Source organism: Pseudobutyrivibrio sp. LB2011 (genome assembly GCF_000701765.1).
In the GTDB taxonomy this organism is placed as follows: Bacteria; Bacillota; Clostridia; order Lachnospirales; family Lachnospiraceae; genus Pseudobutyrivibrio; species Pseudobutyrivibrio ruminis.
Genome location: NZ_KL370823.1, coordinates 1 through 16362 on the forward strand (window position 1 = coordinate 1; position 16362 = coordinate 16362).

Annotated in this window: 16 protein-coding genes; all 16 read right to left on the bottom strand. The window is 44.8% G+C overall.

Annotated elements, in window-relative coordinates:
* On the bottom strand, window positions 1-237 hold a 237-nt coding region (locus tag T375_RS13625), incomplete at its 3' end, for a hypothetical protein (RefSeq protein WP_197019854.1).
* Between the two features lie 1387 nt (window positions 238-1624).
* Window positions 1625-2569, bottom strand: coding sequence for a glycosyltransferase family 2 protein (locus T375_RS11750; protein ID WP_044938786.1), 945 nt, complete (start codon window positions 2567-2569; stop codon window positions 1625-1627).
* Between the two features lie 24 nt (window positions 2570-2593).
* A complete protein-coding gene (locus T375_RS11755) occupies window positions 2594-3559 on the bottom strand; it encodes a hypothetical protein (protein WP_155952516.1) in 966 nt (321 codons plus the stop codon).
* 15 nt (window positions 3560-3574) lie between these two features.
* Window positions 3575-4654 carry a Gfo/Idh/MocA family protein gene (locus tag T375_RS11760; protein ID WP_044938793.1) on the bottom strand — a complete coding sequence of 360 codons (1080 nt, stop codon included), beginning with the start codon at window positions 4652-4654 and terminating at the stop codon, window positions 3575-3577.
* Complete coding sequence (locus T375_RS11765) at window positions 4654-5907, bottom strand: O-antigen ligase family protein (protein WP_044938796.1); 1254 nt, start codon at window positions 5905-5907, stop codon at window positions 4654-4656. Before T375_RS11765 ends, T375_RS11760 begins: the two co-directional genes overlap by 1 nt.
* Before the next feature lie 15 nt (window positions 5908-5922).
* Window positions 5923-7470, bottom strand: coding sequence for a ComEC/Rec2 family competence protein (locus tag T375_RS11770; RefSeq protein ID WP_044938799.1), 1548 nt, complete (start codon window positions 7468-7470; stop codon window positions 5923-5925).
* Complete coding sequence (locus T375_RS11775; RefSeq protein ID WP_044938802.1) at window positions 7449-8612, bottom strand: DUF6077 domain-containing protein; 1164 nt, start codon at window positions 8610-8612, stop codon at window positions 7449-7451. The genes T375_RS11770 and T375_RS11775 overlap by 22 nt, the downstream gene beginning before the upstream one ends.
* Window positions 8612-9313 carry an acylneuraminate cytidylyltransferase family protein gene (locus T375_RS11780; RefSeq protein WP_044938804.1) on the bottom strand — a complete coding sequence of 234 codons (702 nt, stop codon included), beginning with the start codon at window positions 9311-9313 and terminating at the stop codon, window positions 8612-8614. Before T375_RS11780 ends, T375_RS11775 begins: the two co-directional genes overlap by 1 nt.
* A gap of 122 nt (window positions 9314-9435) precedes the next feature.
* Entirely contained in the window at window positions 9436-10485 is a 1050-nt protein-coding gene (locus tag T375_RS11785; RefSeq protein ID WP_049960424.1) for an N-acetylneuraminate synthase family protein, read from the bottom strand.
* Window positions 10475-11338 carry a glycosyltransferase family protein gene (locus T375_RS11790; protein WP_044938805.1) on the bottom strand — a complete coding sequence of 288 codons (864 nt, stop codon included), beginning with the start codon at window positions 11336-11338 and terminating at the stop codon, window positions 10475-10477. The genes T375_RS11785 and T375_RS11790 overlap by 11 nt, the downstream gene beginning before the upstream one ends.
* Before the next feature lie 46 nt (window positions 11339-11384).
* Window positions 11385-12581 (bottom strand): glycosyltransferase family 4 protein, encoded by a 1197-nt coding sequence (locus T375_RS11795; protein ID WP_044938808.1) that lies wholly within the window; start codon window positions 12579-12581, stop codon window positions 11385-11387.
* A 12-nt stretch (window positions 12582-12593) separates the two neighbouring features.
* Window positions 12594-13217 (bottom strand): NeuD/PglB/VioB family sugar acetyltransferase, encoded by a 624-nt coding sequence (locus T375_RS11800; RefSeq protein ID WP_049960425.1) that lies wholly within the window; start codon window positions 13215-13217, stop codon window positions 12594-12596.
* Between the two features lie 33 nt (window positions 13218-13250).
* The gene (locus T375_RS11805) at window positions 13251-13985 is read right to left on the bottom strand and encodes an SDR family NAD(P)-dependent oxidoreductase (RefSeq protein WP_044938812.1); all 735 of its coding nucleotides are present in this window, start codon (window positions 13983-13985) and stop codon (window positions 13251-13253) included.
* 11 nt (window positions 13986-13996) lie between these two features.
* A complete protein-coding gene (locus tag T375_RS11810) occupies window positions 13997-14410 on the bottom strand; it encodes a MaoC family dehydratase (RefSeq protein WP_044938815.1) in 414 nt (137 codons plus the stop codon).
* Window positions 14410-14649, bottom strand: a complete 240-nt coding sequence (locus tag T375_RS11815; RefSeq protein ID WP_044938818.1) for an acyl carrier protein — start codon at window positions 14647-14649, stop codon at window positions 14410-14412. Before T375_RS11815 ends, T375_RS11810 begins: the two co-directional genes overlap by 1 nt.
* A gap of 25 nt (window positions 14650-14674) precedes the next feature.
* Window positions 14675-16360 carry a DUF2142 domain-containing protein gene (locus tag T375_RS11820; RefSeq protein WP_044938821.1) on the bottom strand — a complete coding sequence of 562 codons (1686 nt, stop codon included), beginning with the start codon at window positions 16358-16360 and terminating at the stop codon, window positions 14675-14677.
* Window positions 16361-16362: the final 2 nt, after the last annotated feature.

Genomic DNA, 16362 nt, shown 5'->3' on the forward strand with positions numbered 1-16362 from the left:
CATATATGCATCAATATCAGCCTCTTTGGAAGAAAGCTCAGTTATGTTGCTGCATTTAGATTTTTTTCCATTGATTGTTGTAGATGTAGGAACCCCAATGGATTCTTTATAAGCTCTGATGCTTGTATCCAGAAAAGTTCCTTTACAACCATATTTTTCCATTGCCTCCGCTCTGGTTAATTCATGGTTATAAATCTGGCGTCCTATGTCTAATTTTTGTTCTTTAGAGTATCGCATATAGCACCTCGCTGTCTTTGATTATGTAAACAAGAATACTTTTATAAATAGATGTTACCTTTATAAAATACAGATGTCTACATAATGCGTGTAGTGTCTACTTTTACGTTACCACTTCATTCTCTCTTTCGGCGTGTTTTTTGTCCTTTCCGAAGACACGCCCTTTCCTCTTTTTCTCTTTTCCGCGTGCTTTTCGCCCTTCTAGAAGACACGCAGATTTACACTTTTTCCATTACCGCGTGTCTCCGACTAATCCTTCGACACGCAGATTCTACAAATCTTCAATTCTGCGTGTCTATATTTCAATACCAAGACACGTAAATCAGGGTATTCTCTATTTTTTCGTGTCTTAAAATCCTTCTTCCGACACGAAGATTCCGGCATTTACTTAATCTTCGTGTCTTTTTTCTCTTTCATGGACACGAAGATTAAAGCTTCATCAATTTCTTCGTGTCTATCACCTGAAAAAATGACACGAAATTCCCTGGTTTTCCCGAATCTACGTGTCTATCGCCCCTTTTTCAGACACGTAAATTCCAACATTTACTCAATTTTCGTGTCTTTCGCTTTAAATCCAGACACGAAAATTTGGCCTACCGCCAGTTCTTCGTGTCCCAGGCCTTCCCCTGGTACTGGTGGCTTCGCCACAGTCCCAGTTTCAAACCTGCTTGACTACTGTTTATCTGCAAAAAGGCACGAAGTCAAGGGAGCGTAGCTCCGAAGGCTTGCCCTTGACTGAGATGTCTTTGCAGATACACTGTGGCTAGCAGGTTGAAACAACTCTATCGGCTAACCTACTAAACTAAAGCAAGCCTCCCCCCCTGTAAAAGTCCGACTCAACATTCCTGCTTCTACCAGCCCTTCGTGTCCCAGCCCCCTCCCTGGTACTGGTGGCTTTGCCACAGTCCCAGTTTCAAACCTGCTTGACCACCCCATATCGGCTGGAGGGCTAGGGTCAAGAGGCGCAGCGCCGCAGGCCTTGCTCTTGACGCTGGACCGAAGGCTGATATGCTGTGGCTAGCAGGTTGAAACAAACTCTTCAGGCTAGCCAGAAAACTAGAGAAAGCCTCAACCCCTTCAATCAGCTATCACAGCAGCACTGCCCCTCATCTACACATGAATATGCCATTTTCTAGTTTCAATTCACTCCAATCCAGACACGAAAATTTGGCCTACCGCCACTTCTTCGTGTCTCCGTCCTCCCCATGGTGCTGGTGGCTTCGCCACAGTCCCAGTTTCAAACCTGCTTGACCACCCCATATCAGTCGGAGGGCTAGGGTCAAGAGGCGCAGCGCCGCAGGCCTTGCTCTTGACGCTGGACCGAAGGCTGATATGCTGTGGCTAGCAGGTTGAAACAAAAAAAGCGCCCCGAGGGGCGCCAGATATTCTATTCTTGTTCTTCCTTTTGATACTTTTCGCGGATGACGAACTGTGGTGAGTGGTTGCCGTTGATGAATATACGGCCAACGTATTCGCCGACGATTCCGACCATCAGCATCTGAAGGCCACCGAGGACAAGTGTGGCAGCCATCATTGTTGGCCAGCCAGGGACGTCGCCGTGGTGGATTGTCTTTATGATGATTACACCTGTGAGCAGGAAGCCCATGATGCAAGATACAAATCCAAGGCATGATGTAAGGCGAAGTGGCTTTACAGAGAAGGAAATGAATCCATCAAACCAAAGGTTTAAAAGCTTACTGAGTGTGTAAGTGCTTTTGCCCTCCTCGCGAGCCTTGTGCTCTACGTATACATTGGCTGTGTTGTCTGTGCAGCGAAGGATCAAGCCCCAGATGTATGGGTATGCTCCTTTGTATTTAAGCATTTCGTCACGGACGAATTTATTGATAACAAAGTAGCTGTTGAGCTGTAGTGACTTTGGCTTTCCGATAAATGATGTAGCCATCATATCGTTGATGTCGTGACCAAACTTCTTGAAGAGAGTATCCTTTTTAGTGCGATACTTTCCAAAGACTGCATCATAGCCCTTTTCAATCTGCTCCAGAAGCTTGTGTGCTTCGTATGGAGGGTTCTGTCCATCATCATCAAGGACTATTATATATTCGCCAGTTGCCTGAGAAAGGCCGCACATTGTAGCGCCATCCTGGCCGAAGTTTTTGGATAGGTTGATGGCAACCACTTCTGAATTTTTATCAGCTAGCTCACGAAGCTTGGCATATGTGCCATCTCTTGAACCATCGTTTACTAATACAATTTCTTTATCGTACTCTTCGGAAGGAAACTCCTTACAAATATCATCTACCACCGCTTCAATTGTATTCTCGCTATGGTAGCATGGAATTACGAAGGATATTTTCTTTTCAAATTTTTCCATATACACTCCAGTCTTATTCTAGCATTATTGTATGTGTCTAAGTAAAACCCCTGCTATATAATCCATGTCCCCTGTGTCATATGTCTGAGTAATTGGTAGTGGCACCAAATACTTAGAAAGCTTCTTCTCAAAGCTGTTTGTTTCTTTGGATTCTTCAATCCATCTCCACCAACGTGGAACGTATATCTTGTTTTCAACAAGCATCTCCCTGAGGCCTTCCTTCTCAAACAAGAATGGATAGACCATAGGTGCTCCATTTTCCAAAACCGGCTTTAGTTCGTTGAGCTCTCCCAATAACTCATGAAGCCTGTTGAAATTTGCAATTCGCTTTTCATTGACTGATGCCAAATCGATGCCACTCATCATAGCATCTGTAAGCTTTGACATGTAGGCCATGCCTTCAACGTTGATGTGTTCTTCGTTGTCCTTTGACATGGCGTAGGCTGCATTTGGGCCAGCCTCGATTGCCTTTAATAAAAAGCCTGCTGCATCAGCACTTTCACCTGTTGGAATATCCAAGCGAGTGAGCTTATCTCCCACCAGGTATGCTCCGTCTGCCACACCGAAGAACTTGCGGCAGCTGTATGCTGAGTAGGTGCCTCGCATTGGCTTAGTGAAAAAGCCCTGGGTATTATCGAAAAGCACGTGGCTGTGCTCAGCGATAATATCCTGCTGCATTACATGAGTCATGATGCCAAAGTAATTCGTATATACGAAGAGAGCTCTGTCATCAAAACCGCCCTCTGGCTCGATTGGCATCAGCTGTTCATCGATGTTGTAATATTTAACCTCTACACCAACTTCCTGCAATCCTGCCTCCACTGTCTTACAAGTGTAGTAAGGAATGTAGCAGGATTTGAAGCCGCCAGCTAACGCAGCGTAGGCAATAGCATTTCTTCCAGAGTTTAAAGCTACGTAGTCGAAACCTGGGAAGAAGTCTGTATTCAGTTTCTTTAATTCAAGCGGAAGACATCCTCCGAATTCTCGCAACTTTTTATCCTCCAATTATTTGTCGAATCTTCCTACGAAGTCCATTGTGCTGCAATCCTTCATTGGGAACTCAACTGATTCGCCTGTTGCAGCTGATTTATAAATAGCAAGAACCATTTCAAGGGCGCGACGGCCTGCCTCACCATTTACATATGGCTCTCTGTCGTTTTCGATAGCATCGATAACATCACGGTAGAGCTTTGTGTGACCAAATCCGTATACATTTGGAGGAAGTTCTGAGCATTCCTTTTTAACCTGCTCTGGCTCGTCGATGTAATCTGAGAAGTTCCACTCCTCAAGAAGGTTTACAGCATCGCCGCCGGCCTTAACTGTGCCCTTGTCGCCGAAGATGTAAAGTGTCTCCTCAAGGTTCTTAGGGAATACGTCAGTTGTTCCTTCGATGATACCATAGCTGCCGTTTGCAAACTGAACGAGGGCGATACCAAGATCCTCTGCCTGGATGTAGTCGTGCTTTAATCTGTCAGTCATACCGACAACGCGAACAACGTCGTCGCCCATCATCCAACGGAGAAGGTCGATATCGTGGATACACTGGTTCATAAGTGCGCCACCGTCCTGCTCCCATGTGCCTCTCCATGAAGCACGGTCATAGTATTCGTGGTCACGAGCCCAACGGATGTGAGCTGTACCGTATAAAAGACGACCGAATCTGCCCTTTTCAAGAGCTTCTCTAATCATCTGGATTGACTTGTTGAATCTGTTCTGGTGGCAAGCGCAAACCTTAACACCCTTCTTGTGACCTGCCTCGATGATTCTATCAGCATCTGCAAGTGAAAGTGCGATTGGCTTTTCGATGATAACATTGCAGCCAGCCTCGATGCAATCAAGAGCAATCTGTGCATGCTTGCCTGACTCTGTAGCGATTGCTACGAGCTCTGGCTTCATCTCCTCAAGCATCTTTTTGTAATCTGTGTATTGCTTAACATAATCAGCATCAAGATCGAATTTCTTGATTTTGTCCTCTGTGTTTTTAAGGTCAAGATCGCAAAGTGCTACTAAATCAAGGCCTGTCTTCTGTGATGCTACTACGTGGTTTGGTGAAATACGTCCGCATCCAATTATTGCATATCTCATTATTTATCCTCCTGTTTCAACAAACAATACGCCACTAAATAAGTGTAGTACGGTGTCATGTATTTATAGAACATATCGATGCCTAAATCCATGAACACAAATGAAATCATAAATGAAAATATAATCAACTTTGCCATTTTATTTTTGGTAAAGAAAGATTTGATGATTAAGTAAACCGGGAACCAGTAGTACATTACAAATCCGAAAATTCCGAATGAGAACAAAAGCTCCAGATAATTCATGTGAGTGTGAATGTTGCGGTAGGCAATCTCCACACCGTCGTTTGGTCTGTACTCTTCAAGCTGTGAGTATGCCATCTGCTTGAATGCGTAGAAGCCGTGTCCGAAAATTGGATGCTCCCAGAAGTGCTCCTTCACCGCTGCGATAACGGCCATTCGCTGGCCTGTGCTGGTGTGCAAATCGTAGTCTGTAGAGCCTACGCCTGAAATCATCTCCACGATTCGCTCGCCGATGATGCTGTAGAGTGCTGGGATAACCATGACTGCAACAGAGCCGCAAACAGCGATAATCACAAGGATGATGATGTTTCTACGGATTGTCTTTTTGTCCTTGGCTGCTCCAAGTAACATCACTGCAAATACCAGAATGATTGGAAGCACCGACGATTTGGAACCGGATGCAAAAATCTGTCCGATTGCAAGAATGGCTGCCCAAAGGTAAGCCTTGAACTTGCGATTTATGATGAGCTGATACATCAGTGGTATCAGCATGATAAGCAAAAGATTTCCTGTATCAACACAGGTACCTGCTGGTGTTGCGCCTACTCGGTAAGCGTTGCCCATGAAAAGCTGCTTCCAAACTGGATCGAAAAGCAAGCTTGTAACGAGTGTAAGTGGAATGACAATACAAGCTGCCTTTGAAATCACATCAAGCATATCATCCTTATGATAAAAGAGAATCACCATTATGAGGATGGCCGGAACCACAGTGAGGATGTGGTACTGACGGCTGTACATGTCAGTGTAAACTCCCAATTTAAAATGTCCGTAAATGAACACCAAAATCGAAAATGCAAGAGCCCATGCCATGGCCGGATTGAGCAGCGCCTTTTTGGTGGTGGCTTTGTCTTTTACGAAAAGAGCAAGGCACCATGCTACTCCAAGGGCATTTGCAAGGACGTTTGCAAGAACGTACTGCATTCCAAGGGCGATGCCAAGGTCGCATCTGGCGTACACGATGGCCGCCACAATTATTATGGATATAAGTCGTTTATGTTTGTAAATCTTATCCATCTAAATCTCCAATAGTTAATCAAAAACAAATGTGTTTGGCGCAGATTTGAACCAAACCAAGCGCACGCCGGCTTCGCTTAAGTAAGCTGCCAAGGCGCCTGCTGTATAGTTAGGGCTAGTCATGATTGCATCGGTTGTATCGAAGATAGCAACCTCTGGGTCGACCAACTCATAAAAGCCTGTCTCGGTAGGCATGCTGTTGTTGCCGTGATGTCCGCACTGAAGGATATCTGCCTTCAATTCATCGCCGTAAGTCTCCACCAAATATTTGGCCATGTACTCACTGTGGCAATCTCCACAGATAAGTATACTGCGGTTTGGTGTAGCCATTTTAAACACTAATGAATCGTTATTTGGAATATCCTCGGCACAATCTACAACAACATCATCGAAAGCGTTGTAAAAAGTGATAGTCAAATCGTCGCTGAAGGTCAAAACATCGTCTCTTTGCACATAGTTGATGTTGTCCGCCTCCGCTGTGATTTCCTGGAACTTGTTGAAGGAATCAACATCATCCCATTCCTGAGCCACGCTGTAGAACAAATCAGCATCGAGAGATGTGATATAAACCTGGTCGATGGTGATGCCCTGTGGATCCTCGTAAATGGCATTGAAGGCGTCGATGTGGTCCATGTGATAATGAGTGATTATCCAGGCATCAACCTCTCCACCCAAAGCTTTGATGTTCTCGCGAAGTGTGTCGTCATTTTCACCATGACCACCATCGATGACGATGAGTGTGCCATCGTTTTTGTTGTACATGGTGTAGCACATACACTGCAAATCTGAACCATCATCATATTCTGTCAAAACCCAATCGCCGTAGATTGGAGTGAGAACTGCGTAGTAAGTGGTGCGGCCGTAAAGCTTGAAGCCGTAGTTGAGATATGTGTTTAAAATATCATCAACTGCGGAAACCACCACGTAATCAACATTGTTTTCGGCACAATAATCTGCAACGATTTCTGGATTAGGTGTTGGGTTTGTAAGCTCGTAAGCCTCATCCGGAATATCGCGGCCGTATGGCATTGAAAATCTGCTGTCGATTTGGCGTAAATAAATGGCCACATCCTGAGGTGCCATGATGCGGATGGTGTCGCCTTCGTAGTCAGCAAAAATATCGCTAATGGTGATTACATCCTGTGGAACCTTGTTGCGGTTTTCAGCCTTTGTGAACCAATCCTGAGTGTAAAGGCAGCTGCCGCAAAGGCAAACAACTGCAAGGCTTGCAAGAAGTGCAAAAAGCTTTTTCCTGCCCTCAAATCTCATCACGAAAAGTGTGAGGCCGTATGCCACAATAATCAGCACCGGAAGGGCACTGTAAAGGCGCAGATAGTACTGCTCGAATGTGCCGTCGTTTAGAATCCATTTTCCTATGATAAGGGTCAGTGGATTGTATATGAAAACTAGCACCAGGCCTGTGTACCACAGGAAGGTGTATCGTTTTATTTTTTCTTTTTCAAAGTGCATTATCAGCCCCAGAGCAACCACGAAAAGCAGCGCAAATGCAAGCTTGCCCCAGAAGGTGGCTGAAATGCCGGTTATGATATTAATCCATTCCATAAATTTATAAAGAATTTAGGCTCCCATTGTCTCTGAAGTAACAGTGCAACGCAGATGTAGACAATCGACTGCACGAATGGTCCGAAAAGACCTGCCAGAAGATATCGCACTCCGTATATTTTTCGGTGATAAATGGACATGGAAATGAAGATTCCAAGAACTGTCATCACCATTACAAACACTGTAGAAACTGTAAGTGAGCAAGCGCCAAGGGATATAAATGCGATGGCGAAAGCTACATTATTGTCCAGCTCGCTGGCGAAAACTCGCGAGAGGAAACAAATCAAAAATGGGACAACCAGGGCAGTAAGGACTGCCTTGCCCTGCCACAATGTACATAGCAGGCGGAAGGTTGGGGAATAGTGTGAAAACATTCCCATGATGTATGCCGTAGCTAGGATGACCATGAAAATCATTCTATCTTCTACCTTGGCAAACAAAAACTTAGCCATGTAAAAATAGATGCCGTATGCCACCAAAAGCAGAATGACTGGCAAAATTGTATGGCAAACTGTTGTGACATCAAAAGACGAAACAACAGAAAGGTACGAAATGTATGTGGTCCACGACTGGGCTGCGCGCTTTGGTGATGTGTATGGCGCCTCGCCAGTGATGAAGTTTACATTTGTAATCATATCGCTATCGATATCATCAACAGATGTAACCACGTAATCGTAATCATCGTAAGACCATTCGTTGACTTCGTATCGATATGCTGCATAAAGCTGAAGCACAACAAGGATAGTAAAGATTATCGCATATACGGTAGTCAGCTTGTTGTATTTTACTTCGTGAAGCATAGTGTTGATGCGAATTCTGTAGGCAAGGATATCTTTTTTGAATGTCTTGAAATCAAGAACAAGCCACAAGATTACCAAGGCTGCCACAATCACTGAATATGTGATAGTCAATCTGTGGAAGCCGCCTACAACCAGCTGGGTGGTCATGGTTTTGTTTTGGTACCAGAGGAAGCCGAAGTTCAGTAAAAAGAAAATGGCCTGGGCACCGAAGAAACCAGTGACGTATCTAACTGTAGGTGATTTTAAAATATGGTTTTGCGATCTGTATGTAATTAGTCTGCCCACTGCTACAGGCACGAGCGTGAAATGTAGCAGGAAGGCTAAAGCTCTAATTAAAATCATTATTTATTCTCATCTAATCTTTTTTGTAAAAGGCATTTTGCAAATTCAAAGTCGATTGGATAATCGATGTCGATTGAATCCTCGCGCTTCATGATGTATGCAACTGTGTTGTCGCAGTAGTATGTGCGCTTTTCCTTAAGGAGCTTGTAATCCAAAATGTAGATGGCTCCGTTTGGCACGATATATGTCTCGTTGTTCTGGCGGTTTGTCATAGTGATGCCCTGGCCAAAACCTGCGTTTTCAACACGGCCCTGCTCATTGAGCTTGTGATACCAGCTAGCTGGAACCTCTGCCTCTGCAAAGGAAATAAGTGTAGTGGCTCCATCATTTTTGAACTGCTCCAATGCTTCATCGATGTGCTGCTCTGTACGGAGAGGCACTGTTGGAAGAAGCACCATGAACTTTTCAATCTGCTCGCCTGTTTCGTTCATGACAAACTCTGTTGCATGAAGATAAACATCGATGGCAGATGCTGTATCGCTTGAGAGCTCTGCTGGACGCATGAATGGAACCTCGGCTCCGTACTCACGTGCAACTGCAGCGATTGCCTCATCATCTGTGGTAACGATGACGCGATCTACGCCTTTAGCTTTCTTGGCGGCTTCTATCGTATATGCGATAAGAGGCTTGCCACAAATCTCTTTAATATTTTTTCCTGGGACTCCTTTTGAACCCCCACGTGCTGGAATTATACATAACATATCTAATAATCTACCTCCTATAAGGCTAACGGGAAAGCGCGGCCCATTTAAAAATCGCTTCGCGATGGGCGCGCTGTGGCAAACAGTATTTCTACACTAAAGTGTAGAAAACAATTTGCTTCTTAAAAATCACCCCACTGGAATAATTCGTCGGCTTCGATGTCACGCTTGAGTTCTTTACCGATGAGCATCTCGTAGAACTTAGGTGAGATGGCTGTACCTGGGCGCTTGTAGTCGAGGTCTTCCTCTGTGAGGATGTGGCCCTTCTTGAGGTCGCAAGCTGCTACGATTGAGCGCTTGTACTCCTCACGCTGGTGCTTGCTTTCGTTTACAACCTTGCGGAAGCTTCCCATCATCTTGTAGCCCTGCTCTGCAGCGTCGCAGATAATCTTCATTTCCTCTGGGTTTGCTGAGATCTTGTGATCCCATCCCTTCATATTCTTGTCCATTGTGAAGTGCTTCTCAATTATGCAAACATTCTTTGCAATAGACATGATAGGTGCAACCACACCAAATGTATGATCAGAGTATCCTGTTGGATATCCAAATGCCATGCGATACATATCGATGTTGTTGAGGTTAACCTGCTCGTCTGCTGGTGGGTAGATTGATACGCAGTGAAGTACGCAGATTTCGTGGCATCCGCCTGCCTCGATAGCTGCGATAGCGTTAACAACATCATCCATGCCTGTAAGACCAGTTGAGATAACTACTGGCACGCCCTTGCTTCCGATGTACTTAAGGAATGGTACGTTTTCAACGTCCATAGAAGCAACCTTGATGAATGGAACGTGAAGCTCATCAACAAGAAGATCAACGCCTGCCTTATCGAAAGGTGTTGATGTGAAGTCGATGTCGAGCTCGTCGCAGTATGCCTTAAGCTCGTGATGCTGCTCCTTTGAAAGAGCGTAAGCTTCTACGATTGACTCAAGTGTATAGTCTGTTCTGTTGCGATAGTCATCGCCTAAGAAATAGTTGTCGTCGTAATTCTTCTTTGAGAATACATTGCTCTTTGTGAAAGACTGAAGCTTGATGCAGTCAGCACCGCACTCCTTTGCTGTCTTAATCATTGTCTTTGCAAGCTCCATATCACCATTGTGATTTGCTCCAAGCTCTGCAATTACGTATGGCTTTTTGCCACCTGTTACCATATCCTGATAATTAAATCTCATAGGAATCCTCCATTAAAATATTGCTCCACCAATAACCGTTACGGTCATGGCTTGTATCTATTGAATCAATATCCAGCTTCTGCAAATCCTGATACAGGTGCTCGAAGTATGGATATCTCTTTGCCAAGTTTTTATAGTGTGTCAGCTTTACCTGGTACTCCTGCTCCACATTGTGGCTGGTGCCAACCTGGTTGCTATCGTGAATACGATAGATGGTGTCGGCATTGTCAACAAGCTTGCCTGGGCCAATGTCCATAAGAAGCCTTGTGAAGAAATACCAGTCAAACACTGGGCAATCTCCCTCTGAAAGTGTGGCGATGAAATCGTCGGTCAGCATGTGGAGATTGATTGCTGTGGTGCCCATTCCGATGAAGTTGGACTGGGAAATAAGCCTTGCACTATCAACTGTTTTAGGCATGTTTTCAAGGACGGTTTTGCCATCCTCTGTAACTAATCCATTATAGTAGAAAGCATATGATTTGTCTAATTGGTAGGCCTCCTTGAAAGCCCCGATTCTGGTTTGCACAAATGTGTCATCTGCATCGCAAACCACCAGCAAATCATAGCCTAGCGCCTTGGCTTTCTTTATCATCTCTATGCGAGTCTGGGCGATGGTGCAACCCAGCGGACGCAGGTTGAGGAAATTGACTTTGCCATTAAGCTGGACCAAGTTTTGATTTGCATCCTGCTGGTCATTAATCACATTAAGCCTAATCAAATCCTCATCTGTGTAATTGTCATTAGTTATCAACAAGTCGAAGTCTTTATCCTGCTGGTTATCCACGGATGTGAGTAAATCCTTGAGGAAAACTTCCGCCTGCTTGTATATAACTGTCCCTAAAACAGCCTTCATACTGCTTACCTCTTGTAAATGTAGATTCATGTATAAAACATAATAGCTAGCCAACAAATGCATCCATCTCGTCCATGAGAGTCTTCTTGTCGAAGTGGGCTTTGTTGTAGTTGCGAGAGTTCTCGCCAAGCTGTGCGAGGCGCTCTGGTGAAAGTTTGCTCATGGCGATAATACTTACCGCAAGCTCCTCTGCGTCACCGATGTCTGAGCACATGCCACAGTCGGCCTCGTTGATGATGCGGGCTGTTTCACCGCGGGCTGAGGCAATGATTGGCATTGCGCAGGCCATGTATGACTGAAGCTTTGCTGGGATTGTCTTTGCAAAAAGCTCATCATCTGCGAATGAGATGAAGGCTGCATCGCCTGTTGCAAGAAGTGCTGGAACTTCCTCTGGCTTTACTCTGCCTGCAAACTCAAACATATCCCACACACCATGCTGAGTGATGGAATGCTCAAATGACTTTCTAGCTCTACCATCGCCAACGATAGTGAATCTGATATTTTTGATTCCCTCGTCGCGAATCTTTTTAGCTGCAAATGGAAGGATTTCCAAGCCCTGCGCCTGGCCAATGTTTCCTGTGAAAATTACATTGAAGCCTTTGTGCTCCTTCTTTGGCTGAGGCTGATAAAATTCCTCGGCGTACTGTGGCCAGAAGGAAACCTTATCCTGCTCGTCCTCATCTACAAGCTTGCGAATCTCTGTGACAAAGCTTGGGCTGGTGCCCCAGATGTGAGTGCAGCCTTTATATATTTTTCTAACCATTCGCTCAATTGGCTTAAGCACAAGTGGCGAGTGGATTCCAGTAATCATTTCCACATTGTCAGGCCATAAATCCTGAACATACAAATAACATGGGATGTGATGCATTCTTGCATATCTCACTCCCACCTTACATTGATTCATAGGAGATGTTTCAAACATGAACACCTCGTCAGCCTTTATCTTTGTGAACAAGCTCCACCAAAAGCCAAAGAATGGAAAACTGAAGTAATTCATTACCAATCCAAACTTGCCTTTTCCTCTGGCGATGAGAGGAATGCGGTGGACTTCCACGCCATTTATTGTTTCTTTTGTATTTTTGAACCAGCCATAGCCTGGGTAGAATTTACCCTCTGGGTAATTTGGAATGCCTGTGACTACAGTTACTTTGTAGCCGCGCTTCACCCACTCGAAGGCCATGTCGTTTATCCTAAATTGCTCAGGATAGAAGTACTGGCAAATTATCAATATATGTTTTTTCAAATTTATCTCTCGCTAGTCGAAACGGCGTACGGTTTTGGCTGGGACGCCGACGACTTCGCATCTTCCCTTCGTGTTTTTGATAACGCAGGAGCCGGCCCAAATGTGGGTCTCGTCTCCGATTGTCTTGCCCTGTACGATTTGGGCGCCAGTGCCAACTTCGATGAGGTTGCCAAGTGTGCAAGCTCCGGAAATGTTGGCATTAGGGTTGAGGGTGTTGAAATCACCAAGTGTGCTGTCGTGGGCCACGGTACAGTTGAAGTTGATAAGGTTCTGATTGCCGATTTTCACATCAACTGTAAGGATAGCGCCGGCGCAGATAACATTGCCCTCTCCCATTTCAACGCTATCTGACAAAGTTGCAGATGGGTCGATAAGATTAGGGAAGTGCACATGAGGATTTTTCTTGTAAAGCTCGTACAAAAACTTTCTGCGCTCCATTGAACCCATGGCGATGACTACGTCTAAATCCTCGGTAGCTTCAGTAATGAAGCTATCATCGCCAACTACGCCTTCGCCTGGTTCAATATCTATATAACCTAATATGTTCCATGTTGGATTTACTGCATTGATGCGCTCTGCCAGCCACTTTGTCTCTTTGCCGGCACCGCCTGTTCCTGCAATAACTAAGTTTCTCATATTTTCTCCAATTCAATTCTCTACTAAAGTTAATTAGTGCTTGCTGTCTGTGATAGCAATGTTCTGGCCGCTGATCATATCTGCGCCGTCAGAAAGAAGGAATGCAAGTGTTGGCACAACCTGGTCAACTGTAAGGTTTTTGCCCATTGGCATATCTGCTGCATTCATTTCCTTGATAAGATCTGGCAGATTGTCAAGGAAGCGTGTCTCTATCATCTCTGGGCTGACGCCGTTGACTGTGATTCCTTTGTCTGCGTACTCAACAGCAAGTGACTTCATAAGGCCAAGAAGGGCGTATTTTGTAGTAGTGTAGACGCTCTTGTACTTTGGTGGCATGCCAACTGTGCATGATGTGAGCATGAAGATAACCTTGCCATATTTTTGCTTTGTCATAAAGGGCAAAAAATCGCCCAGTATATCAACTATTGGACGAAGGTCAGTCTCGGTTGCTGCTGCAAAATCACACCAGCCGAGCTTTTTGAATTTTTCATTTTCCATTGGTGCTGCGGCAAGATGTACCACGTGATCAGGCTTGAGTTCTCTTTCAGCCATAAAATCAAGCATCTTTCTCACGGACATTGCATCAGCAAAATCAGCCTGTACCATAACAAGCTTTTCCCCAAGCTTCTCCTCCAATGGAAGAAGACGTGAGGCGCTGCTGCGATAGTGAGCCACGATGGTATCGTAATTGTCAGCCACCAATTCAATAAGTGCAGTTCCTAGTTCAGAGGACGCACCGGTCACGAATAATGTCTTGTTTTCTCTCATTTAATCTCCCTCTATACCACGAGGATACCCATGGTTCCTCGGAGTACCTTTTTTCCATCCTGATTTGTGATGGTTACTTTTAATTCAAGACGCTGGACGCTTTCCACAAGCTCTGTGATTTCGCCTGTGACTGTGAGCTCGTCGCCGATGTAGACTGGCTTTGCGAACTTTGTCTCCACCTGCTGGATGAGGCTGCGCTCACCAGGGATGTAGACACCAGCTAATGTAGAAAGGAAGCTTGCAGTGAGCATGCCATAAGCCACACGGCCTGGATGGCCCTTTGCCTTAGCAAACTCCTCGTCATTATGTAGTGGGTTGACATCCCCTGTGATGCCCTTAAAAGCATTGAGCATGGCCTCAGTGATTGTCACCTTGAAGCTCTCAGTCATCCCCACAGTTAATTCATCAAAAGTATAGTTATTCATTAAAGCTTACCTACAATAGTATCAACCATTTCGCCTACGTTCTTGAGGGCCTGGATTTCCTTCATGTCGAACTTAACGTTGAACTTCTTTTCGCAAGCTACTACGAGGTTAATCTGCTCAAGTGAGTCCCAATCCTCGATGTCGTCAGCTGTTGTTGCATCTGTAAGTTCGATATCATCATCGTCAAATACATCTCTAAAAATATCTGTTAATGTTGCGAATACTTCTTCTCTTGTCATTATTAATTCCTCCAAAATCAGTTAATTAGTATATTCCAATTGCGTTCAAAATCTCTGGTGCTGCCATGCCATCTCTCAAGTGAAGTAAGAAGTAGATGGTGCCGCACAAGCCAACCATAAGGGCTACGTTTTGAATCAAAATCAAAGCTAGTGCTTTTTTGTCTTCCTTTGCATCTGTTCCAAGGGCGATGCACATGCACATGTAGACTGGAATCAGATAGCGGTAAGAAATCTGGATACGCTCACTGCCCTCTGCAGGTGTGAATCGAACCAGGCAGCCTGCGAAGATTGCAACTACGCAAATCAAAAGGCCAAGGCCGATGATTACGTACTGCCATTTCTTGAGGCGTTTTCCTTTGTTTATTATCAGTCCCAAAATGAGAACGATAAGCATTGTAACTACGCAAGCCATTGGTACTGTTGCGTTGAGCTTGATGTGGCCAAGCTCGGAGCCGATTACATGATGGATGTTGTACCAGAAATCGACCTTGATTCCTTCCCAGGCAAACTGAAGTGTGCCAAGTGGATCATCCAAAACATCGTACATGCTGTATGCTGCACGGCTGGCGTCCTGCTCGATGGTTGCGTGATTGTGAGCAAGCACGAACATATCGTAAAGGATGTACATGTATTTGCCGGCGAATTTCTTTACCACAAGAAGTGCTCCTGCGATAAATGCGCCTGCCAATGTATACTCGTACCATTTCTTGCTCTTGCCAACATCTGTCCACCATTTCTTAAGTGGGATGGCGAAGAACCATACTGCAAACAGTGTGTAAACCATTTTGTTTGGTATAAGAATCACCACGATGATGGCTATCAAATATATGTGCCAAGCATGAAGCTTCACATTTTCCTGGCTGAGATATAGGCAAGTAGTCAGCAAAATGAATGAAAACAGGATGCTCATGTTGTCGTATGAATATGATGAGCAAAGCTGCAAGGTGGTTGGGAAAAGTGAAAACATCAGCAGCTGCAGCTTTCCAACAGGAAGTAGCTTGATGCAGATCCAACCAGCCAGCACAAGGGTCAAGCTGTTCATGATTCGACCCATGAAAACTACACCGGAGAAACCGAATCCAAGGAGACGGGCGATTGCTATTCCAAGGCCGGAAAGCAAGTAGCGCCTTGCCTGGGTAGGCTTAGTGTAGCACTGAACCAATTCCTTCATATCGTCATCAGTGTGGAACCAATTGCCATCGGCCAAAATCTGATACTGATATGGGAATGTGACATCGATGTAAGGCAGCTTGTAGTAGTCTTCTGCTCGCATGTAGAAGTAAGATGTGCCTTCAATCCAGTTGCCGTAGCTACCTGGAGTGGTGTCGAAATCGTGGTCTTTTATTCCTAGATAAATGTTGGAGCAATGGTATGCGCTGTAGAAGTGCTGAACCTCATCGGCTCCGGAAATAGGAGGCATAACGAACTGCATGCAGATGCTCCAGCCGATTGCCAAAACCAGATAGATTTTTGAGTAACTCCACTCTTTATCTAGAAGCAAAAATCTTGCAAGGTAGATAGTGAGAGCTATCATCACAATCAATATTAGGGCGAAATAACCGTTGTAAAATTTTGTCTTTGTAGTGTCGAATGCGTTGAGGCAGAAGAACACAATTGAAAAGATGATTCCAAATGCGCTGACTAAAACTGTCCCCAGTTTGAACGCCTTATCCATTGTCATTGGATAAAAGAAACTCTTTAATTTTTCCAAGG